Genomic DNA, 21785 nt, shown 5'->3' on the forward strand with positions numbered 1-21785 from the left:
CCCCATTCGCTCGCAGCATCGCACAAAAAAAGGGAGCGGCATCTACCGCTCCCTTTTTGTATCCATCGCGTGAACGGTCAGTTCTTTTCGATGAAATCATCCTTGAACGCTTCTATCGGATCGCCTTTCAGTTCGCGCTGCGGCGGCAGGGATTTGACCTTCTGCGGTACGATTTTTGCCGCTGGCTTCGCTGCAGGGTCCCACACACGCCAGACAATACCGGCGGTGTCGTCCGTCACCAGCAAGGCCCCAGCCTTGTCCCATGCCACCCAGGTCGGGCGACCGTGGGTGTCACCCTTGTCCGTGAGGAAACCAGTCAGCAAGGGCACGGGCTTGCCTTCCGGATTGCCACGTGCATCGAACTTCACGAAAACCACATCATAACCCGAAGCCGGGTTACGATTCCACGAGCCGTGCCGGGCGATGAATGCACCACTGGCAAACCTGTCGCCCATGAGATTGCCTTCCTGCGAGAAGACAAGACCCAGTGCGGCGGTATGCGGGCCCAGCGCATATTCCGGTTTGCGCGCATACTCCGTCAGGAAATCGGGCGGTGGCGCCTGTACACGACGATCGAACTTGTTGCGCCAGTACACCCACGGCCACCCGTATTGCGCGCCGATGGGCACATTGGTGAGATAATCCGGCACCAGATCCGATCCCAGCATGTCGCGCTCGTTCACGGTGGTCCACAGTTCGTCGGTCCACGGGCTCCACGCCAGCCCATTGGGATTACGCAGGCCGGTTGCGAACATGCGCTGACTTTTACCGGAAAGATCATACTCCCAGATCATCGCCCGGCCCTGTTCGGCGTCCATGCCATTCTCGCCAATATTCGACGATGATCCCACTGCGACATAGATCGCCTTGCCATCGGGACGCAGCGTAATGTTGCGCATCCAGTGATTACCAGCAGCGGGCAGGTCCATCAGTTTGCGCGGCGCGCCTGCGACAGTTGTGTCGCCAAGCTTGTAATCGAAGACCAGCAGGGCATCGTGATTGGCCACATAGAGCTTGTCGTCTGCCCAGGCCATACCCGAAGGCGATGAGAGATCGGTGCGCAACGGAAAGCGTGCTTCGGCGGTTCCGTCGCCATTGGCATCGCGTAGCAGGACAATCGTGTTGGCCGAGTCCACGGTCGCACCAGCACGGCCCATTAACAGCCCGGTGATCCAACCGACGAAACCGCTCCCGCTCGAACCCGGGGGGGCTGACGTTTCAGCAACCAGCACGTCCCCATTGGGCAAGGTCAACATGGTGCGAGGATGCTTCAGCCCCTCTGCAAAACGCGTAACCTTGAGACCTTGCGCCGGGGTGGGCGCCGCACCCGCGGGCCAGCCAATGGGTTTGGCGATCCCTACGGTGGGGATCATTTCCGCATCCGGATCTTCTTTCAGAACAGGTTTGACCCCACTGACCTCATCAACGGAAAGCGTGGCGACATCGCCCCGACGTATCCACGCCCCGAATGCGATCAGGATGATAAGCAGGACAACCAGGGCGATAAGGAGTTTGCGCTTCGTACTCATCCCGCATGGATAGTGCGCTTGGGTACGTTGGGCAATCACATCCCGCGATCGCTACGCACTGGCGGATCACCATCACGCGCCCCGATTCGGGACAGACGATAATCAACCCCTCCCCCACCTTGGTAAGGCACGGATCAACATGCTAAATTTTCTGTTAATGCCAGCAGCCCGTGCCCTGTCGTGAAGGATAATCATATCGTGCGCCACAACCTCCCCGTATATGCGACTGTCGCGCTTGCGCTGTTTCTGGCCGGTCGCGGGATGCTTCGTGCGGAAGAGGCGCCGACGCTCCCCTACATGCCTGTGACGGAAGAGCATGGCGATCGCACGCAAGACCATCCGGTCGTGCAAAATGGTGCGCACAATGCTGATGCGCAGTATCAGCAGGCACGCCTGCGCTGGCTTGCCGATTGCCGTCAGCGGTTCGGTATCAACAACGCCGGCGATCGCGCCACCGGTCGTCGTTTCAGTGACAAAAGGAAACGCCTTGCTGACACAGCCAGCAAGGAAGCCCAGGCCTACTGTGAGGATTATCTGGCCCGCGCCACTTACAGCGCGGCCGCTTATCCGAACGCCTATCCCGCATCCATCTATCCGTCAGCCACAGCACAAACTGCAGGTCACGCAATCGGCCTACCCCATGCTCAGGGTTACAGCGGATACGGGCCCTTCATGATGGTTCCCACCTGGGTCGCCGTCCCGGCAAAGCAGGTGGAACGCATCCGCGAAGTCGTGGATTATGGCGATTGAGGATTGCGGCGACGCAAGTTGCGTCGCGCGACTTCTCAGCCGGGTATGGAGTCAGATACCGCCACCGGTCAGCCGCTGGCAAATGAGATCAAGCTGATCGAGCGAACGGTAACGGATGGTTACAGCGCCGGAACGCGGATCGGCATCGGCAGTGATACTGACCGGGAGCCCCAGAAATTCCTCGAGATGGTTTTGCACCGCCAGAATATCGGCGTCACCTGCAACATCGCGCGGTTCGCGGGCGTGCCGCCGCGCCTCACCCACCCGCGTGCCGGGCTTGCGCGTGCGCTTCTCCATTTCACGGACGGAGAGATTCTTCGCAATCGCCTCGTCCGCCAGCGCTTCGGCATCGTCACGGCCTACCAGCGCGCGCGCATGCCCCATCGAAAGACGGCCCGTCTCGACATGGGCAATCACCCCGTCGGGCAAAGACAGTAAACGTTGAAGATTGGCGACATGGCTCCGCGATTTATCAACCAGCTCCGCAATTTCGGCCTGAGACAGACTCTCGACCTCTGCAAGACGCTGATATGCCCTCGCTTCTTCGATCGGATTAAGATCTTCACGCTGAATATTCTCGATCAGCGCCAGTGCGAGCACATCTCGCTCTTCCAGATTCCTAATTAACGCTGGAATTTCATGCAGTTGCGCGCGCTGCGCAGCACGCCAGCGGCGTTCACCGGCCACCAGACGATAGTGCCCGCCACCCTGCGGTGTCACAATAACCGGTTGAATAACCCCGCGCGCCGCAATCGAGGCTGCCAGTTCATTCAATGCATCGTCATCAAAATGCCGTCGCGGCTGATCGGGATGCGGCGCAATCGCCGCAATAGCGAGCATGGCAAGGCCGCGATCCGGGCCAGTCGAATCACCGCGTGACGAGGTGCCGCCATCAACAGAGCCACGCTCGGCCCCCGGCTGCGCCAGAGGCTCTTCACGCTGCATTTCACCCAGCAGTGCGCCCAACCCCCGCCCCAGCCGTTTCGCGGCCGGCTTTGCCGGTTGCGCTGGCGTACGCGCGGTGTCCGGGTTGTTCTCGCTCATGCCGCTTTCCTCTTCTCAGGCAGGCGCCCGATCAATTCCCGTGCCAGCGCCATATAGGCGCGACTTCCTGCACAGGCATGGTCGTAAACCAGCGCGGGCAAACCATGACTGGGCGCTTCGGACAAACGCACATTGCGCGGAATGACCGCCTCGAACACCAGCGGACCGAGGCAATCTCTTACGTCGTCCGCCACCTGATCGGTAAGCCGGTTGCGCCTGTCAAACATGGTCAGGACCACACCGATGATTCCTAGATCGGGGTTGAAACGCTGTTGCACGCGTTCCACGGTCTGCAACAATTGGCTCAAGCCTTCGAGTGCAAAGAACTCACACTGCAATGGCACGAGAAGGGTATCCGCCGCAGCCAGCGCATTGAGTGTCAACAGACCCAGCGACGGCGGACAGTCGATAAAACAGATTTCATGGTCCGTATGCCCGGCCAGGGCAGCACGCATCCGATCCGTACGCTGTTCCACAGTAACAAGCTCAACCTCGGCGCCGCTCAGATCAACCGTGGCGGGAACGATATCCAGCCCCGGAATATTGGTCGGCATGATGCACTCGGCCAAGGGCGTCTGATCAACCAGAAGGTCGTAGCTCGATCGCGCACGATCTGCCGCGTGAATGCCGAAACCGGTCGAGGCGTTACCCTGCGGATCGAGATCGATAAGCAAGGTCTTCCAGCCGGTGGCTGCCATCGCCGTGGCGATATTGATCGCTGTCGTGGTCTTCCCCACACCGCCCTTCTGGTTGGCAATCGCGATTCGAATCATGATGCTTGCCTCGCTTCCAGACGGGCGCCTTGTACCGGCCCGCCAATGATAATGCCCGCCTCCGGATCGGTGAGCGATTGTTCCACGTGAAACATGGACCGGCGACTCTTGGCTACGCTCGCCAAATCTTGCGCGGCGGAGCGCCCTTTGGGCAACAGCCACACTGTCTGCTTTGTGGAAAACCGCCCAGCCAATTCCAGTAGCCGCGGCATCGGCGCAAATGCACGCGCCGAAATTACCCCCGCCGAGAAATCGGGTACATTCTCCAACCGTTCACCTATCACCCGGCAGTGTGAAAGTTGCAATGCTTCGCGCGCAGCATCAAGCCATTCCACGCGCCGCTTGCGCGATTCAACCAGGTAAACCGTCCAATCCGGGCGCATCGCGGCAATGACCAGACCAGGAAAGCCTGCACCCGTGCCGAGGTCCAGCCAGACGCCGGTTTCACGTGGAACATAGCACAGCAGCTGCGCGCTATCCGCAATGTGGCGCTGCCACAACGAATCCACGGTGGCACGCGCAATCAGATTCTGGCGCGTATTCTCCGCGCGCAGCAGTTCAGCGAGATGCTCAAGGCGAGCCATCGCCGCAGCGTCACACAACCCCGCCGTGAAGACGCGCGCAGTCTCCTCACTGTCAATCATGCAGCAGCCCGGCGCGCATGAACCAGTAGCGCAGCAAGCGCGGCCGGTGTGATTCCCGGAATACGCCCAGCCGCAGCAAGCGTACCCGGCTTAGCACTTTCGAGCCTCTCCACCATTTCTTTCGACAGGCCGGGAACGGCGCCGAAGGGAAAATCTTCCGCGAGTGGTACACTCTCACTGGCGCGCAGATCGCGCAATTCAGCATCCTGTCGCGCAAGATAGGGCGCATAGGCGGCATCTTCCGCAACCTCCGCAGCGAGATCACATCCGACATCAAGACCATCTGGCAACCACTGCGCGATATCGTCCAGTTCAATCCCACCGAAACGAAGCCAGTCCCTCAAGGAGCGACGCCCACTATCATTGCGAACGGGCTTGCCCGCCTTCGCCATTTCCGCCGCGCTCACCTCGACACGAAGCGCATCCTCCCACGTGGAACGCGCGACCTCCCGCGTCGCAAAGCAGTGCTTGCGATCTTCGCCAACACATCCGGCGGAAATCGCCAGAGGTGTTAGCCGGCTGCTCGCGTTGTTGACGCGCAGGCGCAACCGATACTCCGCACGTGCAGTCAGCATGCGATAGGGTTCACTCACCCCATGCAAGGTGAGATCATCGATCATGACCGCCATGTAGGAATTGGCCCGATCGATTGCCGCAGGCTCCCGCCCCACTATCGCGGCGGCCGCATGCATCCCCGCAACCAATCCTTGCGCTGCGGCTTCTTCATAACCTGTCGTGCCGTTGATCTGCCCAGCGCAATAAAGCCCTGGCATGGCCCGCAGTTCCAATGAAGGATGCAATGCCCGGGGATCGATGTGATCGTATTCGACGGCGTATCCGGGAACGACCATATCGACCTGTTCCAGCCCATCCATCGTGCGCAAAAGATCCAGTTGAACATCAGCCGGAAGCGATGTGCTGATACCGTTGGGGTAGACAAGATGCGTGGCCAGCCCCTCAGGCTCGAGAAAAATCTGATGGCCATCGCGATCCGCAAAGCGGTGAATCTTGTCTTCGATGGACGGACAGTATCGCGGGCCGCGTGCGTCGATAGCGCCGGTGAACAAGGGGGAACGATGCAGGTTCGCGCGAATGGTATCATGCGTGCGCGGATTGGTTCGGGTGATTGCGCAGAACACTTGCGGATTCACGCGCCGCGGAACCATCGCAGACATTGTCCAGGGATCAGCGTCCGAATGCTGTTCATCGAGACGCGCCCAGTCTATCGTGCGACCATCAAGGCGAGGTGGTGTTCCGGTCTTGAGGCGCGCCATTGGCAGTTTGGCGTCCCGCATCTGCGCGGCGAGACGTTGTGCCGAATCTTCGCCAATTCTGCCGCCGATGATACGCTCTTCCCCGCGGAACAATGTGCCGCCGAGAAAAGTGCCAGTGCACAGAACAACAGCACGGGACTCAAGCACGCCACCATCGGCGAGACGCAATCCACAAACCCGCCCGCCCCGCATGACCAACTCTGCCGCCTCACCGGCGATGCAGGTAAGGTCACCCTGCAGTTGCAGGAGCGACTGGATTGCAGCCTTGAACAAGGTACGGTCCGCCTGAACCCGCGGACCCCATACCGCACTCCCCTTTGAACGGTTCAACATACGATAATGGATGGCTGCCGCATCCGCAGCTTTGCCGATCAAACCGTCAAAGCCATCCACTTCCCGAACAAGGTGCCCTTTGCCCAGACCACCGATTGCCGGATTGCAGCTCATTGCCCCTATTGTTGCCAGATCAAAGCTGACGAGTGCGACGCGCGCACCCATGCGCGCGGCAACCGCCGCCGCTTCGCAACCGGCGTGACCGCCGCCTACAACCAGAATATCGAAGTTCTGCATTCCCGACCGTTACTGGATGCAGCGAGTCCGGTCAAAGGACATCGGCAAGGCGGAATGCATAGCGATTGTTCCACGTGAAACATCGCCGCTACTTTCCGATGCAAAATCGTCCAAACAACGCGTCGAGCATGTCTTCCGTCGTTGCACGACCGACCAATCGATCCAATGCGACACGGGCGATGCGCAAATGCTCCGCGATTATCAGTGGATCAAATTCACCCCGCGCACCGACCAGCCCTTCGTAGGTGGCCGACACCAGTTCACGCTGCCGGGTGTTGAGGGCAGCTTCACCCGGCTTGGGCATGGCCTTTCGCGCAGTGGCAACCAAGGCGTGCCGTAATTTATCAAGACCTTCACCATTCACAGCGGATAGACGATGGGAAGCTGACTGCTTTGCCGAATGCCCGACGCGATCGATCTGCGCCTCTATCTCCCATGCCCCGTTTGGCCCCGCCCCTTCAGGGCCGAGCCATAACACGAGATCGGCACGATCAAGTTCCACGTGGGCACGTCCGATTCCGATCATCTCGATCGCATCTTCGCTTCCTTCGTGCAGACCTGCCGTATCCACGAATATAAAGGGGACGCCATCCAACGCCACCGGCCGGGTGATGACATCACGCGTTGTTCCGGCTGTGGGCGCGGTAATGGCCGCATCACTTTCCACCAGCGCATTGAACAGCGTTGACTTGCCGGCATTGGGTGGTCCGGCGAGGACCACACGAAAACCGTCTTTCAGGACTTCAGCATGGGGGCGATCCAGCCAAGTGGCAATCTCGCCAGCCAGCACATCGAGTTGAAGATTGAAATCCGCGGGCAAGGCGGCAACATCATCCTCGTCCGCAAAATCCAGAACGGCCTCCACGCGCGCACCCAGCATGAGCAGATTGGCGCGCCAGCTTTCAACCTGGCGGGACAGGGTCCCCCCGGCCATCGCCAGCGCCGATCGACGCTGCAATTCCGTTTCCGCCGAGAGAAGATCGGCAAGCCCTTCCGCTTCCGCCAGATCGATCCGCCCATTGGCAAAAGCGCGCCGGGTGAATTCCCCCGCATCCGCGCTGCGCAAACCTTCGATGCGGGCAAGAGCCAACTCCACAGCGCGGACGACCGCCCTGCCCCCGTGAAGATGAAGTTCCGCGATATCCTCGCCCGTCGCAGTGCCTGGCCCCGGCAACCACAACACGAGGGCATCGTCGAGCGGCGCCCCATCAGCGTCCCGCAGACGGGCAAAACTGGCGCGCCGCGCCAATGGCATCTTCCCAGCCAGTGTCGCCAGTGCATGCGCCGCTGACGGGCCACTGATGCGTATCACTGCAATCCCTGCGGGGGGTTGACCACTCGACAGGGCAAATATCGTGTCGTTCATATCATCGTCCCGCAAGTCCGGCTTCACCCGGCATATACGGGAGCGAACCAGACCTAGCCGTCTTTCTTTTTGCGTCCGGTTGCGCCCTGCGCAAATGCTGCCCCACCTTCAAGGATGTTCTGGAACATCTTGAGTCCCATTTGCCCCATGGGGGCCCATTGCTGGGAAAGATCGTTGAGCTGTTCAAGGCTCGTAACACCTTGCAAAGCTTTGGAAAGATTATCGACATAGAGGGCGTTGACCTGGCTTACATCAGGCAATCCCAGAAATGCCCGCGCTTCTTCCGGCGTGCAATCGATCTCGATATTTACTTTCATGGACACCCCTCGTGGCGCAATCTGCAAGGAACCTGTCACACGGCCTTGGCAAAGTCCATCATCGACGCTTAAATTCAGGCGAAACCACTTTGGAGAGCCCCCACATGACCCAGACAATCGCGATTCCCGAACTCGATGGTGACGGTGCAGTTCCGGTCTATGTTGCGCGGCCCGCCGGCACACCACGCGCGGCGATCATCGTCATTCCCGAAATCTTCGGCGTGAACCCCGGTATTCGTCAGAAATGCGATCACTGGGCAGAACGTGGCTATCTTGCGGCCGCACCGGATATCTTCTGGCGGTTCGCACCAGGCGTGGAACTGGACGCCGACGTGGACGAACAACTTCAGGAAGCATTCGGTTATTTTGCACAATTCGATGCCGATCTGGGCGTGAAGGATATCGAAGCACTCATCCGGTATCTGCGGGCCAAGGAAGGTACGGAAAAAGTCGGACTGGTCGGTTACTGCCTCGGCGGGCGTATGGCCTATCTCGCCGCTGCACGGACTGATATCGATGCCAGCGTCGGGTACTACGGTGTGATGATCGATCAGATGCTCAATGAATCGCATGCGATCGCCAATCCGCTGATCCTGCACATCGCAGGCGATGACGGCTTCGTCCCGGCGGACGCGCAGAAAGCTATCCATGAAGGTCTCGATACCAACCATCATGTGACGCTGTACGACTATCCCGGCCTCGATCACGGGTTCGCCGCGGAAATGGGAAATCGTCGTGATGAAGCAGGCGCACAGCTTGCGGACAGCCGGACTGAGGCTTTCTTCGTGGAGCAACTTGGCTAGGAGGCCCATCGGCATGGTACTGCCTTTGCGCTACGTCGTCCCTTTGGTGACAATAGCGGCAGTGGCCGCTTCCGCAGCCATTTCGCGGTTCCATTGGACCTTGTGGATCACCATACCAATCCTCCTGATAACGCTGTGGGATTTCCTGCAACCACGCCATACGCTGCGTCGCAATTACCCGCTGATTGCGCGTCTGCGTTGGCTTTCCGAAGATCTTCGACCTTACGTCCGCTCCTATTTTATCGAAGGCGATCTGGAAGGGCGACCATACAGCCACGACGAACGCGCCCTTATCTACGCGCGGGCTAAGAACGAGTTGGATACCCATCCGATGGGTACCGAGCTTGATGTCTATTCGGACGAGTATCGCTGGCTGGGCCATTCGATAGTCCCGAATGCCGATATTCCCGAGGAATGGCGACTGCCTATTGGCGGGCCGGACTGCAAACAACCCTATTCTTCCGCGCTGCTGAATATTTCGGCAATGAGCTTCGGTTCCCTGTCGGCACGGGCGATCGAAGCGCTGAACAAGGGTGCCAAACTGGGCAATTTCGCCCACGATACCGGGGAAGGATCGATCAGCCCGTACCACCGGATTCACGGGGGCGATCTGATCTGGGAACTGGGCAGTGCCTATTTCGGATGCCGGACGGACACCGGCCGGTTCGATCCCGGACGTTTTGCCGCGCAGGCGCAAAGCGATCAGGTCAAAATGGTGGAAATCAAGCTGAGCCAGGGTGCCAAGCCCGGGCATGGCGGGATGCTCCCGGGTGCGAAGGTCACACGCGAGATTGCCGAAACCCGCGGTGTTCCGATTGGCAAGGACGTGATATCTCCGGCCGCCCATCCCGAGTTCTCAACCCCAATAGAACTCCTTGAATTTGTTCAGAAATTACGCGAATTATCGAATGGAAAGCCCGTCGGCATCAAATTGTGCGTGGGGCAGCCGCATGAAGTTCTCGCGCTGACCAAGGCAATGCTGCGTACGGGAATAAAACCCGACTATATCGTTGTGGATGGTGCCGAGGGCGGCACCGGCGCGGCACCGGTTGAATTGACCAACAGCGTCGGGATGCCCTTGCGCGAAGGTCTGATATGGGTGCGTAATGCGCTGGTTGGCGCCTCGCTCAAGCAGGACATCAGGATCGGTGCATCGGGCAAGGTGCATTCAGGCGCAGGCATCGCTGAATTGCTGGGCTATGGTGCGGACTGGTGCAACGCTGCCCGCGCATTCATGTTCGCCTTGGGATGCGTGCAGTCAATGCAATGCCATACCGGTCTGTGCCCCACCGGGGTGGCCACGCAAGTACCGTGGCGCCAGCGTGGTCTCGTGGTCAATGATAAGGCTGAGCGTGTTGCCAGTTTCCAGCGCCATACACTGCACGCCTTCCGCGAAATCGTGATTGCGATGGGTTTGGAAAATCCATGGCAAATTGCGCCTATGGACATGCGCGAGCGGATCAATTCAGCCCGTGCCGACGCTGTGGACCGCATCTACGACTTTGTGCCCGAAGGGGCACTCTTGACCGAACCGGAAGCCACGCATCTTGCCCGCCAATGGGCTGCCGCCAGCGCGGAAACCTTCCGCCGCGTGGCCTGATCGCCAAATCACAGCATGGCCCGGCGCTAATAACCTGGGCCATGCTGTGGCAGAAACCTATTACTGGTTCATCGTGGCGAAGAAGTCTTCGTTGGTCTTGGAATCCTTCATCTTGTCGAGAAGGAATTCCATCGCATCGATCGTGCCCATCTGCATCAGAATACGGCGCAGGACCCACATCTTCGAAAGCTGATCCTTTCCGACCAGCAGTTCTTCCTTGCGGGTGCCGGACTTGCCGACATCGAGCGCCGGGAAGATGCGCTTGTCCGCAACCTTGCGATCAAGCACGATTTCCGAGTTACCCGTACCCTTGAATTCTTCGAAGATGACTTCGTCCATACGGCTGCCCGTATCGATCAGCGCGGTCGCGATAATCGAAAGCGAACCGCCTTCCTCGATATTACGGGCTGCACCGAAGAAACGCTTCGGCCGCTGCAGCGCATTGGCATCGACACCACCAGTCAGAACCTTGCCCGAGCTGGGCACAACGGTGTTGTAGGCACGGCCCAGACGCGTGATCGAGTCGAGCAGGATCACCACATCCTTCTTGTGTTCGACCAGACGCTTGGCCTTTTCGATCACCATTTCAGCGACCTGCACGTGACGGCTTGCGGGTTCGTCGAAGGTTGAGGAGATCACCTCACCCTTCACGCTGCGCTGCATGTCGGTGACTTCTTCCGGACGTTCATCGACCAGAAGAACCAGCAGGAACACTTCGGGGTGGTTGTCGGTAATCGCCTTGGCAATGTTCTGCAGCAGAACGGTTTTACCCGTACGCGGCGGTGCGACGATCAGGGCGCGCTGCCCCTTGCCCTGCGGCGCGATAATATCGATCACGCGTGCGGACTTGTCCTTCACCGTAGGATCGACCGTATCGAGAACCAGCTTCTCGTCCGGATAGAGCGGCGTCAGGTTATCGAAATTGGTGCGATGGCGCACCATGTCCGGATCGTCGTAATTGACGCTGGTGAGCTTCGTGAGGGCAAAATACCGCTCCCCATCCTTGGGTGCGCGAATTTCACCTTCCACGGTGTCGCCGGTACGCAGACCCCATTTACGGACCTGGTTGGGCGATACGTAGATATCATCGGGGCCCGCGAGATAGTTCGCTTCGGGGCTGCGCAGGAAACCGAACCCGTCGGACAGGACCTCGATCGTGCCGACGCCCATGATCTCCTGTTCGTATTCCTCGTCCTCCGCCAGTTCGCGCAGGATGCAAAACATCAGATCCTGCCGGCGCATGGTGGAGGCCCCTTCGACCCCCAGCTCTTCGGCCATTTCGACAAGCTCGGCCGGAGTTTTTTTCTTAAGTTCTTTCAAATGCATGTTTCGGGATTCCGAATAATAGTGATGTGGCCGGCCGGTTCTGGGGCTTGGGGAAAGCGGACCGTGTTGCCAGGATAAATGCAACCATGCCGGAATTGGATCGCGCTGAAATAGGCATGACAACGCGCGCAGTCAATCGATCCTGCGATAAAACGATTCAGTGCTGTCAGATACTTGCCGCTCGCGCAGGCATCATTCCGGTCAGAACGGCTTGATCACCACGAGGACCACGATCACCGCTGCAGCAATACCGGGAACCTCGTTCAGCATGCGCAACTGCCGCCCGGTCAGTTTGCGTTCGCCCCGCGCCAGCGCGGCACCGTAACCGGCAAGCCAGACGTGATAGGCGGTAAGAAGCAGAACCAGTGCGAGTTTGGCATGGAACCAGCCCTGGCTGAACGCACCGATATTTATCGCCAGCGCCAGTCCCAATATCCAGACCAACGCGAGCGAAGGCCAGAGAATGATCTTCAGCAGTTTGCGTTCGCGATCGATCCAGCGCGCACTTTCAGCGGAATTCGGATCGGATTCCTGATGATAGACGAAATAGCGGGGCAACATGAACAGCCCTGCCATCCAGAAAATCACGAAAATGATGTGACCAGCCTTAAGCCAGAAATAGGTCATGGAAAGCACGTCCTGCATGGGGGAAATGTATGGCAGAGAGGCGCGTTCGTCACCCCCTCCAACCGCGGACGGCAGCAATCAGGCGCTCCACATGCGCAATCGGGGTATATTGCCCGATCCCGTGACCGAGATTGAACACATGCGGCCGGTCGACAAAGGCCTCGAGCAGGGCAATGGCCCGCTGTTCCAGCAGGTCCCCACCCGCTTCGATCAACAGCGGATCGAAATTGCCCTGCACCGGCAAGCCTTCGGGCAAGGTCTTTGCCGCCCATATCGGATCGACGGTTTCATCCACACCCACGGCGTCGACACCCGTTTCCCGTGCATAGGCAGGCAGCTTTTCGCCCGAACCCTTGGGGAATCCGATGATCGGCACATCGGGATGGCGATCACGCAGGCGCGCCGCGATGGCGGCATTGGGGGCAATGACCCAGCGTTCATATTCCGCTGGCGCGAGACTGCCTGCCCAACTGTCGAACAACTGGACGGCTTCCGCGCCCGCCACAATCTGCCCCGACAGATAATCGACTGTTACCTCCACGATTGCATCGATAATCGCCTGAAACGCTGCCTGATCGCGATAGGCCATGGCGCGGGTGACATGCTGGTCACGGCTACCCTCCCCTGCGACCATGTAGGTTGCCACTGTCCAGGGACTGCCTGCAAAGCCCAGCAACGTCGTCTGTGAGCCCAGTCGGGCCTTCACCCGAGTCACCGTCTCGTAGATGGGCGAAAGACGCTCAGGAACAGCCTGAAGGCTTTCCAGAGCATGATCGACCAGTGTCGGGGACAGCCGTGGCCCTTCCCCAGCGGTGAAACGCAGATCCTGCCCCATGGCGTAAGGCACGATCAGAATATCCGAAAACAGGATCGCACCATCGAAACCAAACCGGTCGATCGGTTGCACGGTTACTTCGGCAGCAGCCTCTGAATCGTACACCAGTTCCAGAAATCCGCCCTTTTCCGCGCGCAAGGCACGGTATTCAGGGAGATAACGTCCCGCTTGGCGCATGAGCCAGATCGGGCGGGGAAACAGCGATTTGCCATGCAGGGTATCAAGCAGCGGGCCGGGCATCGGGAAGGTCCAATCTAAATAATAGAATATTTATAAGAAGGATGATGGATTCTGTTGGTCTGTGGATATCGGGGATTGCCGGGCCTTGCCCGATTTCTCCCGCGCTGAACAGAGGAACCACTAATCCCGACTCCTGTTTATGACGCGTCAATGACAATCTGTCCCCGTTGCCCACAGGCTGTCGATAAACCTTTCAACCTGTCTGCAAGAGTCAGATTGGATAACCGGAATCGGGCATGAAATCTGTCCCTGCGCTTGTCCCCCGTTTCGTCCCGTGATTTATGCCGGTGATTGTCCACAGGCTGAGGAAGCGTTCCGATCCATGAAGCGATTGCACCTGCATCTTCTGTCGGACTCTACCGGCGAAACGCTGGAAATGATCGCCAAGGCGGCTTTGGCACAGTTCGACGATGCCGATGTTGTCCGCCATTTCTGGCCCATGGTGCGATCGCAACAGCATCTGGAGCGTATTCTGGCGGAAATCGCCGCGCATCCCGGCCTGGTAATCTTTACGCTGGTCAATCCCGATATCCGGCAACAGCTGGAAACGCGCTGTACCACGCTGGGATTGCCGGCCGTGTCGGCGCTGGATGCTGTGATTGCCGCCTTGCAGAACCAGCTTGGGCAGGAAGCGAAAGGACGCCCCGGGCGCCAGCACCTGATGGACGATGCCTACTTCGCACGGGTGGGCGCCATTCACTACACCATTGCCCATGATGACGGGATCGGCTGGGAAGACTGGGAAGATGCCGATATCGTTCTGGCGGGCGTATCGCGCACGTCCAAGACACCGACGTCGATCTATCTGGCCAATCGCGGCTACAAGGTTGCGAATATCCCGCTGGTGATTGAATCCCCTCCGCCCCGGGCGCTGTTCAGCTTGCGCAAACCGTTGGTCGTCGGGTTGATCACTGCAGCGGACCGGTTGGTGCAGATCCGCCGCAACCGCCTGCTTTCGCTCAACGAGGCGACCGAAACCGATTATGCCGATCTCGAGGCGGTCCAGCGCGAACTGAAATTTGCACGGCGGATGTTTGCCGATAATGGCTGGCCTGTGATTGATGTATCGCGCCGTTCGATCGAGGAAACCGCCGCCGCCATCCTTCGGCTGCAGGGGGAACGCGATCATGGTGCCGCGTCGCAGGAACAGGGGCCCAAACCGATATGACCGTTTTTTCTGCACTGGTGCTGGCGTCGAAAAGCGCATCGCGCCGGGCCATGCTCGACGCGGTGGGCGTCGCCTATCGCTGCGTGCCCGCAAATATTGATGAACGCGCGCTTGAGGCGAATCTTCAGGATACGACAGCCCATGCAACCGCGCTGGCACTGGCCGAAGCCAAGGCTTTGGCCGTGTCACAGAGCTGCCCCGGCGAACTGGTTCTGGGCAGTGATTCCCTGGTTGTTGTGGATGGCCGGCGTTTCGACAAGCCTGTGGACAGGGATAATGCGGCCGAACATCTGCGTTTCTTTTCAGGCCGCATGATGGAACTGCACAGCGCGGCGGCACTGGCCCAAGATGGGCAGATTGTCTGGCAGGCCGCCGATTGCGCCCGGTTGCAGGTCCGGCCCTTGTCGGAAGAATTCATCGGCTGGTACCTTCAGCAGGAATGGCCTGCCGTCAGCGGCTGCGTCGGAGTCTTTCGAATAGAAGCGCTTGGCCCACACCTGTTCGCAACGATTGAGGGAGATCAGTTTACCGTGCTGGGGATGCCTTTGCTTTCCGTGCTCGATGCTTTGCGCCAGTATGGCGGAATCCCGGCATGACAGAACCCCTTGCCGCGACACGGCCATATGCCGAAGTGATCGGCGATCCGATCGTGCAATCGAAATCACCAGCGATTCATGGATACTGGATAAGGCAGCTTGGCCTTGATGCCGATTATCGCGCGGCCCATGTGACGGTCGCGCAACTGGAGGATTATCTTGCCGAGCGGCGGGGCGATCCGTTGTGGCGGGGCTGTAACGTGACCATGCCGCACAAGCAGGCGGTTATTCCATTACTGGACAAGCTCGATCCGCTTGCCGCGCGGATTGGCGCGGTGAATACCATCGTGCCCGAAGGAGGGGGGCTGGTCGGGTACAATACCGACGCTGGCGGTTTTCTGGAGCCGTTGCGGCCCTATCTGGCACAGGATCATTTGTTCCGTATGGCCCGGGTGCTTGGCACGGGCGGCGCGGCGCGGGCGATTATCGCGGCGCTGGCAGGGGAAAATGTGATGATCGTGCTGGCCGGGCGCAACACCGAAAAGGCGCGCGCGCTGCTCAATGAACTCGATCCGGGTGGCGAACATCATGTCGCCCCGCTCGATCATTTTGCGAGCGTGACTGACTTCCCGTTTGACGACCGGAAAGGTTGCTTCGATCTGGTGGTCAATGCGAGCCCGCTGGGTATGGAAGGGCAGGTGCCGCTCGCCTTTGAACTGAGCCACGCGCCGCCGGGCAGCATCGTCTATGATATCGTGACGCATCCGCTGGATACGCCGTTGCTCAAGGCCGCGCGGGCAGCGGGATTTCGCACGGTCGATGGCCTTTCGATGCTGATCGGGCAGGCGGCGGAAGCCTTCGAACGGTTTTTTGGCGTGGCTCCACCCCGCGATCACGGCGATACCGCATTGCGCGGCCTGTTGATCGCATGACGCGCCCCGTGATTCTCGGCCTGACCGGATCGATCGGTATGGGCAAATCGACAGTCGCGCAGATGTTTCGCGAAGCGGGCGTGCCGGTATTCGATGCCGATGCCGAAGTGCACAAGCTGCAGGGGCCAGGCGGGCCGTTGCTCCCGGCCATTGAAGCGGCTTTTCCGGGCACAACCGGGCTGGACGGTGTCGATCGTTCCACGCTCGGCAATCAGGTGTTCGGTGATCCGGATGCCCTCGCCCGCCTGGAAGCGATCGTGCACCCTGCTGTCGGGCGGGTGCGCGATCTGTTCTTGCTGGAACATGCGGCCATGCCGCTGGTGGTGTTTGATGTGCCCCTGCTGTTTGAAAAAGGCGGCTGGGACCGGGTCGACGCGATTGTTGTGGTCTCCGCCCCGGCAGAGGTGCAGCGCGCCCGTGTGCTGGCCCGTCCGGGCATGACACCGGAAAAATTCGCGCATGTGCTCGGGTTGCAGGTTCCCGATGCGGAAAAGCGCGCGCGGGCCGATTATCTGATCGATACGGGCACCACGCTGGAGCGAACCCGCGATGCGGTTGGTCGGGTGATTGAAAGCTTGCGCCACCGCTCTATTTGACTTGCCTCCGGCGTCTTGCGGGTGGATAGTAAGGAAACGATGCGCGAAATCATCTTCGACACGGAAACCACAGGTCTGGACCCCAGGAAAGGGGACCGTCTCGTCGAAATCGGATGCATCGAAATGGTCAACCGGGTTCTGACCGGTCGTACCTTTCACGCCTATTTCAATCCCGATCGCTCCATGCCGGCAGAAGCGGAAGCCGTGCATGGGCTTTCGGAAAAATTCCTCTCGGACAAGCCCCGTTTCCATGAACGGGTTCAAGAATTTCTCGCCTTTATCGAGGATTCGCCGCTGGTTGCGCATAATGCCGGATTCGATTTTGGCTTCGTTAATGCGGAACTCGATATTTGTGGCCTCGAAGCGATCTCGCTCACGCGGATGGTTGATACGGTCGCGATCGCACGCGTACGGCATCCCGGCGCGAAAAACTCGCTCGATGCCTTGTGTACGCGCTATGGTATCGATCGCAGCCATCGGACCAAGCACGGCGCATTGCTGGACGCGGAATTGCTGGCGCAGGTCTATGTCGAGCTGACGGGTGGCCGGCAGATTGGTCTTGAACTGGCCGCGCAGGCCGATGATCCGATTGTGGCCGCCGCAGTGCCGGTGGCCGCGCGGGAGAGAGTGTTTCGTCCGGCACGGCCGCATGCGGCCAGTGCTGACGAGCTGGCACGCCATGCCAGCTTTTTGGAATCGATCAAATCGCCTCTGTGGTCCGGCTGATATGCCGGTCTGGTCGATATGAAAGGAGTACACAACATTATGGATATTCGCGTGTCAGGCCACCAGATGGAAACCGGTGCAGCCCTGCAGGGACATGTCTCCGACCGCCTCAACGGCATCGTCGAGAAGTATTTCGGTCGCGCGCTGTCCTCCAACGTCACGTTTGGGAAGGCGCCCGCCGGTGCTTTCAGTTGTGATATCGTGACGCATGTGATGCAGGGTCTGATCCTCAAGGGACATGCCGTTGCCCATGATGCGCATGTCGCGCTCGATCAGGCGGCGGAAAAGATTGACAAGCAGCTGCGACGTTACAAGCGCCGCCTGAAAGACCGCCATGAGCAGATTGCACACGCCGCGCGGGAAGAAGACGCTGCCTACACGATTTTCGCGCTTTCCGATGAGGAAGAAGAAGTCGTGGCCGATGCGCCGCCGGTGATTGCTGAAACGCGCGTGGATATTCCGGAAGCGACGGTTTCGGATGCCGTGATGCAGCTCGATCTGCGGAACACCAATGCGCTGTTCTTCAAAAATGCTGGCACTGGACGTCATAATATGGTCTACCGCCGCAACGATGGGTCAATCGGCTGGGTTGAACCGTCCTGAACCGGGTAATGCATTAATCGCGCCGCCCGGTTTCCCTATTACTCAGAGAGTGAGAGGCCGGGCGGATTTCCGCGACAAGTGCAGCTGACCCGTGTTTACGCGGGCCTATTCACAAAGCCGATTCATATGACTACGCTCTATTCGTTACTTCCCGATGCAGTGGCCACGATTACTGCTGACAGCAAACAGGCGATTCTTGAGGCATTGGCCGAACGATTTGCCCGTGTTTACGAACTCGAAGCCAGCGAAGTGCTGGAGCGGATCGAGGAACGGGAAAAACTCGGCAGCACCGGTTTTGGCCGGGGCGTGGCGATCCCCCATGCACGGGTACCCGGGCTGAAACGCCCGGTTGCGGTATTCCTGCGGCTGGAAAACTCCGTGGAATTCGCTGCGGCCGACGGCATGCCTGTTGATCTGGTTTTTGGCCTGCTCTCGCCCGAAAACGCCGGTGCAAGCCATCTGCAGGCCCTTGCCGCGATTTCCCGCATGGTGCGGGATGAAACCCTGCATGCCGCGCTGAGCGATGCCAAGGACAAGGAAGCGCTGTTTGCGCTCCTCACGAATGTTATCGACCGGGATGCAGCCTGATACATCTGAAAGCGGCGCGTCCTTGCATTGGCGGGCGCTGGAAGCGCTCTATGCGTCCGCACCGATAAACCGCCTGTTCGATTCGTCGCTTGCCGTTCTTGGCGATGGCAGGGCGCGCATCACGTTCACGATCGATGAGCGGCACTTTCACGCCGCGGGGGCAGCGCACGGCACGATCTATTTCAAAATGCTGGATGATGCCGCCTTTTATGCGGCCAATACGCTGGTTAGCGATCGATTCCTTCTGACAACATCGTTCAACCTCCATTTCACCAGACCAGTCAAATCCGGCAAGATCATCGCGGAAGGACGCTGGATCAGCGGTCGCCGCAGGGTGCTGGTTGCTGAAGCGAACCTGGTGGACGAAGAAGGCGAAGAAATCGGCCGCGGTACCGGAACATTCATGCGTTCGCACATCCCTTTGTCCAGCCTTCCCGGTTATCGCCCCTGACATGACGGAACGATTGCCCGCGCATCTGGAAGTCGGCGGGCTTGTGCGATCGGTGCAGGTTGCGGGGGGCTTTGCCACCGTCCTGCAAAAAGGCGAACACGACGCTGGAGTCATTCTTGTAGTCTGTTGTCTTCATGGAAGAAATCAGCGCCTCTATGAACGTATGCCGGACGTGTCGGGTGACCGTAAATGGGTGTCGGTTAAAGTAGAAGATACTGAAAATACTTCAGAATTTTTGGATTATCTGGATCGGCGCAGGCATCAGGACCAGGATACCTGGATTGTGGAACTGGATATCCCGAACGCAGAACGTTTTATCGGTTTGTCTGCGCAAAACGATTGACTTTGCTGCAGCGCAAAATAAATGGCCCTTCAAATTACGTGTGCGCAGGCGGCTGATCGAGCAATTCGGCTCTTTGGGCTAGCACGCAGACGGGGAATGGCCGGCAGGTTCTTTTCCGGTTCGTAACGCGCTCCGGTGCGACGGATCGACAGCCTGCGTCGGGCGCATTCACCGCCTATAGTGATATTTTGAATGAGTCGTCAGACCCGGGTGGCCGGAACCTTTGCCGTTGCCGCTCTGCTGATTACAGCACTTTTCGCCGCAGAAAGCTCCGGCGCCGCAGCCCAGGATTATACGCCGGGCCTGTTAAGTGAGATACTCCCCCTCACCTCCTCGACGGCCACAGAGGCGACGAGTGAGGCGACGCAGGTGGTATTCACTGCCAAGGAAGTGGTGCAGCAACTTCCGGCTGAAACGTCCGAAACCCCGACTACGGATGATGACGGCTCGCACGCTTCGCTGCGTGAACTGGTTGCCGCAACCGATGTCGACGACACGCTTTCGCAGAACATGCGTTGCCTTGCCGCAGGAATCTATTTCGAATCCAAGGGCGAACCGCTCGAAGGGCAGCTGGCTGTCGGTCATGTGATCGTCAATCGCGCGACTTCGGGTCGTTTCCCGTCCAGCTATTGCGGCGTGTTGTTCCAGCCCTCACAGTTTTCCTTCATTCGCGGTGGCCAGATGCCCGCCATTCGCACCGGGTCTGCGGCTTGGCGCACGGCGAAAGCGATCGCACAGATTGCGCACGAAGGCAGTTGGAAAAGCCCGGCACAGGGCGCTCTGTTCTTTCATGCACGCTATGTGTCGCCCCGCTGGCGGCTGCAGCGTGTCGCACAGGTCCATAATCACGTTTTCTATCGTTGATCCCGGCACGGCGGCGGGTTGATCGCCGAATCCAAAAGCCCCAGTCCACTATCGTGGTGGACTGGGGCTTTTCGTTGTTTGGCGTCGCAGGCTGATCGTACGCCCTGTTCAGGTGCGCAGTTCGACCCATACAGGCGCATGATCGCTGGCCTTTTCCCGGCCCCGATAGGCCCGGTCTACCCCCGTTGCGATCAGGCGATCGGCGCATTCCGGCGACAGCAGGATATGATCGATCCGGAAACCGTGATCGCGTTGCCAGGCGCCAGCCTGATAATCCCAGTAAGTCCACACGCCGCCACGCGGGTTATGGGCTTGGATGGCATCAGTCCATCCATCGTGCAGCAGTCGCATATAGGCGTCGCGGGATTCGGGCTGCATCAGCGCATCGTCGGCCATCGCTGCGGGTGACCAGACGTCCTTGTCTTCGGGGATCACGTTGAAATCGCCCAGCACCACTGCGGGGACTTCTTCAGCCCAGATAGCTGCCATGCGATTACGCAGACGTTCCATCCAGCGCAGTTTGTAGTCGAATTTCGGACCGGGCCGGGGGTTGCCGTTGGGCAGATAAAGGCAGGCGATACGCACCCCGCCGACATCGGCTTCGAGATAGCGTGACTGTTCGTCTTCGGGATCGCCGGGAAGACCGCGTATCACTTCCACGGGGGTTTCATCCCGCGCGAGAATGGCCACCCCGTTGAAGCTTTTCTGACCCTGCCAGATCGCCTTGTATCCAATCGCCTCGAAGGCATCGTGCGGGAAATTTTCGTCCTGGCATTTGATTTCCTGAAAACACGCGACCGCTGGCCGGGTTTCCTCGAGCCACTCGATGACGCGCGGCAGGCGTGCCCTGATGCCGTTGATATTGAACGTAGCGATGCGCATTGCGATGATCAGATGCCGAAGCTGGAACCGCAACCGCATCCTGCGGTGGCGTTGGGATTCTCGACACGGAAGGCCGCACCACCCAGTGATTCGACGTAATCGACCACGCAACCGGCCACGAGATCGAGGCTGACCGGATCGACGAGCAGCTTCACACCATCGGTTTCGGCAACGGCGTCGTCGTTTTCGACGCTATCGGCGAGGCCGAACTTATACTGAAAACCGGAACAGCCGCCGCCTTCCACCGACAGCCGCAGCATGGCGGGTTTTGCCTGTTTCTGCGCAATGGTTGCCACGCGCGCGGCAGCCGAGGGCGTGAGGGAAACATGCGAGGGGGATTGTGTGGCCATGCCCTGATGTAGGATGCGTACCGCCCTGCGGCAAGACACATGCCGACA

Annotated in this window: 25 protein-coding genes; 13 read left to right on the top strand and 12 right to left on the bottom strand. The window is 59.4% G+C overall.

Going from position 1 to position 21785, the window contains the following annotated elements; translation table 11 throughout:
* Nucleotides 1–77: 77 nt before the first annotated feature.
* A complete protein-coding gene (locus tag EGO55_RS08505) occupies nt 78–1529 on the bottom strand; it encodes a PQQ-dependent sugar dehydrogenase (protein ID WP_021689851.1) in 1452 nt (483 codons plus the stop codon).
* Between the two features lie 198 nt (nt 1530–1727).
* Here EGO55_RS08505 and EGO55_RS08510 point away from each other — a divergent pair, with 198 nt between their 5' ends.
* Nucleotides 1728–2279, top strand: a complete 552-nt coding sequence (locus tag EGO55_RS08510; protein ID WP_040715283.1) for a hypothetical protein — start codon at nt 1728–1730, stop codon at nt 2277–2279.
* A 51-nt stretch (nt 2280–2330) separates the two neighbouring features.
* Here the strand turns inward: EGO55_RS08510 and EGO55_RS08515 are convergent, their stop codons facing one another.
* The 6 genes from EGO55_RS08515 to EGO55_RS08540 form a co-directional block, all read right to left on the bottom strand.
* Entirely contained in the window at nt 2331–3323 is a 993-nt protein-coding gene (locus EGO55_RS08515) for a ParB/RepB/Spo0J family partition protein (RefSeq protein WP_021689849.1), read from the bottom strand.
* A complete protein-coding gene (locus EGO55_RS08520; protein WP_021689848.1) occupies nt 3320–4096 on the bottom strand; it encodes a ParA family protein in 777 nt (258 codons plus the stop codon). Before EGO55_RS08520 ends, EGO55_RS08515 begins: the two co-directional genes overlap by 4 nt.
* On the bottom strand, nt 4093–4740 hold the full coding sequence (rsmG, locus tag EGO55_RS08525; protein WP_021689847.1) for a 16S rRNA (guanine(527)-N(7))-methyltransferase RsmG: 648 nt from the start codon (nt 4738–4740) through the stop codon (nt 4093–4095). Before rsmG ends, EGO55_RS08520 begins: the two co-directional genes overlap by 4 nt.
* Nucleotides 4737–6584, bottom strand: a complete 1848-nt coding sequence (gene mnmG, locus EGO55_RS08530; protein ID WP_021689846.1) for a tRNA uridine-5-carboxymethylaminomethyl(34) synthesis enzyme MnmG — start codon at nt 6582–6584, stop codon at nt 4737–4739. The genes rsmG and mnmG overlap by 4 nt, the downstream gene beginning before the upstream one ends.
* An 88-nt stretch (nt 6585–6672) precedes the next feature.
* Nucleotides 6673–7950: a tRNA uridine-5-carboxymethylaminomethyl(34) synthesis GTPase MnmE gene (gene mnmE / locus EGO55_RS08535; RefSeq protein WP_040715280.1), complete on the bottom strand. Its 1278-nt coding sequence runs from the start codon at nt 7948–7950 to the stop codon at nt 6673–6675.
* A gap of 53 nt (nt 7951–8003) precedes the next feature.
* A complete protein-coding gene (locus EGO55_RS08540) occupies nt 8004–8267 on the bottom strand; it encodes a DUF6489 family protein (RefSeq protein WP_021689844.1) in 264 nt (87 codons plus the stop codon).
* 104 nt (nt 8268–8371) lie between these two features.
* On the opposite strand from EGO55_RS08540, the gene EGO55_RS08545 reads away from it, so the two are divergent.
* Entirely contained in the window at nt 8372–9070 is a 699-nt protein-coding gene (locus tag EGO55_RS08545) for a dienelactone hydrolase family protein (RefSeq protein ID WP_021689843.1), read from the top strand.
* Between the two features lie 13 nt (nt 9071–9083).
* Nucleotides 9084–10670 carry an FMN-binding glutamate synthase family protein gene (locus EGO55_RS08550; protein ID WP_021689842.1) on the top strand — a complete coding sequence of 529 codons (1587 nt, stop codon included), beginning with the start codon at nt 9084–9086 and terminating at the stop codon, nt 10668–10670.
* 60 nt (nt 10671–10730) lie between these two features.
* Here the strand turns inward: EGO55_RS08550 and rho are convergent, their stop codons facing one another.
* From rho to hemE, 3 genes are all read right to left on the bottom strand, one after another.
* Entirely contained in the window at nt 10731–11996 is a 1266-nt protein-coding gene (gene rho / locus EGO55_RS08555) for a transcription termination factor Rho (protein ID WP_021689841.1), read from the bottom strand.
* Between the two features lie 201 nt (nt 11997–12197).
* A complete protein-coding gene (locus EGO55_RS08560; RefSeq protein ID WP_021689840.1) occupies nt 12198–12623 on the bottom strand; it encodes a CopD family protein in 426 nt (141 codons plus the stop codon).
* 49 nt (nt 12624–12672) lie between these two features.
* Nucleotides 12673–13698, bottom strand: a complete 1026-nt coding sequence (gene hemE / locus EGO55_RS08565) for a uroporphyrinogen decarboxylase (RefSeq protein ID WP_021689839.1) — start codon at nt 13696–13698, stop codon at nt 12673–12675.
* 322 nt (nt 13699–14020) lie between these two features.
* Between hemE and EGO55_RS08570 the strand changes: the two genes are divergently transcribed.
* The 10 genes from EGO55_RS08570 to EGO55_RS08615 all read left to right on the top strand — a co-directional run bounded on the left by EGO55_RS08570 (nt 14021) and on the right by EGO55_RS08615 (nt 20505).
* A complete protein-coding gene (locus EGO55_RS08570) occupies nt 14021–14866 on the top strand; it encodes a pyruvate, water dikinase regulatory protein (protein WP_021689838.1) in 846 nt (281 codons plus the stop codon).
* Nucleotides 14863–15462 (top strand): Maf family protein, encoded by a 600-nt coding sequence (locus EGO55_RS08575; RefSeq protein ID WP_021689837.1) that lies wholly within the window; start codon nt 14863–14865, stop codon nt 15460–15462. Before EGO55_RS08570 ends, EGO55_RS08575 begins: the two co-directional genes overlap by 4 nt.
* Nucleotides 15459–16334 carry a shikimate dehydrogenase gene (aroE, locus tag EGO55_RS08580; protein WP_021689836.1) on the top strand — a complete coding sequence of 292 codons (876 nt, stop codon included), beginning with the start codon at nt 15459–15461 and terminating at the stop codon, nt 16332–16334. Before EGO55_RS08575 ends, aroE begins: the two co-directional genes overlap by 4 nt.
* Nucleotides 16331–16930, top strand: a complete 600-nt coding sequence (gene coaE, locus EGO55_RS08585; protein ID WP_021689835.1) for a dephospho-CoA kinase — start codon at nt 16331–16333, stop codon at nt 16928–16930. Before aroE ends, coaE begins: the two co-directional genes overlap by 4 nt.
* A gap of 39 nt (nt 16931–16969) precedes the next feature.
* Entirely contained in the window at nt 16970–17656 is a 687-nt protein-coding gene (gene dnaQ, locus EGO55_RS08590; RefSeq protein ID WP_021689834.1) for a DNA polymerase III subunit epsilon, read from the top strand.
* A 39-nt stretch (nt 17657–17695) separates the two neighbouring features.
* Nucleotides 17696–18259, top strand: a complete 564-nt coding sequence (gene hpf / locus EGO55_RS08595) for a ribosome hibernation-promoting factor, HPF/YfiA family (protein ID WP_021689833.1) — start codon at nt 17696–17698, stop codon at nt 18257–18259.
* A gap of 126 nt (nt 18260–18385) precedes the next feature.
* Complete coding sequence (locus EGO55_RS08600) at nt 18386–18847, top strand: PTS sugar transporter subunit IIA (RefSeq protein ID WP_021689832.1); 462 nt, start codon at nt 18386–18388, stop codon at nt 18845–18847.
* Nucleotides 18837–19298: a PaaI family thioesterase gene (locus EGO55_RS08605; RefSeq protein WP_040715275.1), complete on the top strand. Its 462-nt coding sequence runs from the start codon at nt 18837–18839 to the stop codon at nt 19296–19298. Before EGO55_RS08600 ends, EGO55_RS08605 begins: the two co-directional genes overlap by 11 nt.
* Before the next feature lies 1 nt (nt 19299).
* Nucleotides 19300–19641, top strand: coding sequence for a DUF1491 family protein (locus EGO55_RS08610; protein WP_040715263.1), 342 nt, complete (start codon nt 19300–19302; stop codon nt 19639–19641).
* A 192-nt stretch (nt 19642–19833) separates the two neighbouring features.
* Nucleotides 19834–20505, top strand: a complete 672-nt coding sequence (locus EGO55_RS08615) for a cell wall hydrolase (RefSeq protein ID WP_021689829.1) — start codon at nt 19834–19836, stop codon at nt 20503–20505.
* Nucleotides 20506–20613: 108 nt separating this feature from the next.
* Here EGO55_RS08615 and xth read toward each other — a convergent pair whose 3' ends face one another.
* A complete protein-coding gene (xth, locus tag EGO55_RS08620; protein WP_021689828.1) occupies nt 20614–21387 on the bottom strand; it encodes an exodeoxyribonuclease III in 774 nt (257 codons plus the stop codon).
* 8 nt (nt 21388–21395) lie between these two features.
* Nucleotides 21396–21737 carry an iron-sulfur cluster insertion protein ErpA gene (gene erpA, locus EGO55_RS08625; protein WP_021689827.1) on the bottom strand — a complete coding sequence of 114 codons (342 nt, stop codon included), beginning with the start codon at nt 21735–21737 and terminating at the stop codon, nt 21396–21398.
* Between the last annotated feature and the right edge of the window lie 48 nt (nt 21738–21785).

Origin of the sequence: Caenibius tardaugens NBRC 16725 (assembly GCF_003860345.1) — a bacterium.
GTDB classification, from domain to species: domain Bacteria; phylum Pseudomonadota; class Alphaproteobacteria; order Sphingomonadales; family Sphingomonadaceae; genus Caenibius; species Caenibius tardaugens.

Coding starts and splice junctions, on each gene's coding strand:
- EGO55_RS08575 (WP_021689837.1), top strand. CDS start 14,863: ATGACCGTTTTTTCTGCACTGGTGCTGGCGTCGAAAAGCGCATCGCGC.
- rsmG (WP_021689847.1), bottom strand. CDS start 4,740: ATGATTGACAGTGAGGAGACTGCGCGCGTCTTCACGGCGGGGTTGTGT.
- EGO55_RS08615 (WP_021689829.1), top strand. CDS start 19,834: ATGAGTCGTCAGACCCGGGTGGCCGGAACCTTTGCCGTTGCCGCTCTG.
- EGO55_RS08515 (WP_021689849.1), bottom strand. CDS start 3,323: ATGAGCGAGAACAACCCGGACACCGCGCGTACGCCAGCGCAACCGGCA.
- EGO55_RS08550 (WP_021689842.1), top strand. CDS start 9,084: ATGGTACTGCCTTTGCGCTACGTCGTCCCTTTGGTGACAATAGCGGCA.
- EGO55_RS08605 (WP_040715275.1), top strand. CDS start 18,837: ATGCAGCCTGATACATCTGAAAGCGGCGCGTCCTTGCATTGGCGGGCG.
- EGO55_RS08520 (WP_021689848.1), bottom strand. CDS start 4,096: ATGATTCGAATCGCGATTGCCAACCAGAAGGGCGGTGTGGGGAAGACC.
- mnmE (WP_040715280.1), bottom strand. CDS start 7,950: ATGAACGACACGATATTTGCCCTGTCGAGTGGTCAACCCCCCGCAGGG.
- hpf (WP_021689833.1), top strand. CDS start 17,696: ATGGATATTCGCGTGTCAGGCCACCAGATGGAAACCGGTGCAGCCCTG.
- xth (WP_021689828.1), bottom strand. CDS start 21,387: ATGCGCATCGCTACGTTCAATATCAACGGCATCAGGGCACGCCTGCCG.
- coaE (WP_021689835.1), top strand. CDS start 16,331: ATGACGCGCCCCGTGATTCTCGGCCTGACCGGATCGATCGGTATGGGC.
- mnmG (WP_021689846.1), bottom strand. CDS start 6,584: ATGCAGAACTTCGATATTCTGGTTGTAGGCGGCGGTCACGCCGGTTGC.
- EGO55_RS08560 (WP_021689840.1), bottom strand. CDS start 12,623: ATGACCTATTTCTGGCTTAAGGCTGGTCACATCATTTTCGTGATTTTC.
- EGO55_RS08505 (WP_021689851.1), bottom strand. CDS start 1,529: ATGAGTACGAAGCGCAAACTCCTTATCGCCCTGGTTGTCCTGCTTATC.
- EGO55_RS08600 (WP_021689832.1), top strand. CDS start 18,386: ATGACTACGCTCTATTCGTTACTTCCCGATGCAGTGGCCACGATTACT.
- EGO55_RS08570 (WP_021689838.1), top strand. CDS start 14,021: ATGAAGCGATTGCACCTGCATCTTCTGTCGGACTCTACCGGCGAAACG.
- erpA (WP_021689827.1), bottom strand. CDS start 21,737: ATGGCCACACAATCCCCCTCGCATGTTTCCCTCACGCCCTCGGCTGCC.
- hemE (WP_021689839.1), bottom strand. CDS start 13,698: ATGCCCGGCCCGCTGCTTGATACCCTGCATGGCAAATCGCTGTTTCCC.
- rho (WP_021689841.1), bottom strand. CDS start 11,996: ATGCATTTGAAAGAACTTAAGAAAAAAACTCCGGCCGAGCTTGTCGAA.
- aroE (WP_021689836.1), top strand. CDS start 15,459: ATGACAGAACCCCTTGCCGCGACACGGCCATATGCCGAAGTGATCGGC.
- EGO55_RS08545 (WP_021689843.1), top strand. CDS start 8,372: ATGACCCAGACAATCGCGATTCCCGAACTCGATGGTGACGGTGCAGTT.
- EGO55_RS08540 (WP_021689844.1), bottom strand. CDS start 8,267: ATGAAAGTAAATATCGAGATCGATTGCACGCCGGAAGAAGCGCGGGCA.
- dnaQ (WP_021689834.1), top strand. CDS start 16,970: ATGCGCGAAATCATCTTCGACACGGAAACCACAGGTCTGGACCCCAGG.
- EGO55_RS08610 (WP_040715263.1), top strand. CDS start 19,300: ATGACGGAACGATTGCCCGCGCATCTGGAAGTCGGCGGGCTTGTGCGA.